6 tRNA genes are annotated in these 783 nt (G+C 46.0%); all 6 read left to right on the top strand.

Annotated features, from left to right (window positions below):
- Nucleotides 1–53 precede the first annotated feature (53 nt).
- The 6 genes from QM867_RS10720 to QM867_RS10745 all read left to right on the top strand — a co-directional run bounded on the left by QM867_RS10720 (nt 54) and on the right by QM867_RS10745 (nt 565).
- A tRNA-Phe gene (locus QM867_RS10720) sits at nt 54–126 on the top strand.
- A 12-nt stretch (nt 127–138) separates the two neighbouring features.
- Nucleotides 139–219: transfer RNA gene (locus QM867_RS10725), tRNA-Tyr, on the top strand.
- 11 nt (nt 220–230) lie between these two features.
- Nucleotides 231–301, top strand: a tRNA-Trp gene (locus QM867_RS10730).
- 13 nt (nt 302–314) lie between these two features.
- Nucleotides 315–387 (top strand) — tRNA-His (locus tag QM867_RS10735).
- A 13-nt stretch (nt 388–400) separates the two neighbouring features.
- Nucleotides 401–472 (top strand) — tRNA-Gln (locus tag QM867_RS10740).
- Nucleotides 473–481: 9 nt separating this feature from the next.
- A tRNA-Leu gene (locus QM867_RS10745) sits at nt 482–565 on the top strand.
- The last annotated feature ends 218 nt before the right edge of the window (nt 566–783 follow it).

The following is a 783-nucleotide window of genomic DNA, read 5'->3' on the forward strand; positions in this document are numbered from 1 at the left end:
TCGTCGGGCTCATAACCCGAAGGTCGTAGGTTCAAATCCTGCTCCCGCAATAAGGCTCGGTAGCTCAGTTGGTAGAGCAATGGATTGAAGCTCCATGTGTCGGCGGTTCGATTCCGTCTCGCGCCATTTAAATATTTTGGAAGGGTAGCGAAGAGGCTAAACGCGGCGGACTGTAAATCCGCTCCTTCGGGTTCGGGGGTTCGAATCCCTCCCCTTCCATAACCTTAACTACGGGCATAGTTTAAAGGTAGAACTAAGGTCTCCAAAACCTTCAGTGTGGGTTCAATTCCTACTGCCCGTGTTTTAAAATTATGGCGGGTGTGGTGAAGTGGTTAACACACCAGATTGTGGCTCTGGCATGCGTGGGTTCGATCCCCATCACTCGCCTATTTTATATTATTGGGGTATAGCCAAGCGGTAAGGCAAGGGACTTTGACTCCCTCATGCGTTGGTTCGAATCCAGCTACCCCAGTTACTATTTGCCGGCGTGGCGGAATTGGCAGACGCGCTGGACTCAAAATCCAGTGTCCGCAAGGACGTGCCGGTTCGACCCCGGCCGCCGGTATAGTAATAACGACAAGGTTTTCGAGCCTTGTCTTTTTATTTTTTCTTCCAATTTTTTCTTTCAGAGTTACTTAAAATTACTTAAAATTTTTGGCTCTATAATATTTGTAGTGGGTAAATCCCCTATAGATATTATGGAGCCTATTTTGTTGTAGAAAAAAAGTCCCATATGACCTATAATGAAAAGCGACAAAACAACTCATTAGAAAGATTCATATG

Source organism: Streptococcus infantis, assembly GCF_047463635.1.
GTDB lineage: Bacteria > Bacillota > Bacilli > Lactobacillales > Streptococcaceae > Streptococcus > Streptococcus infantis_W.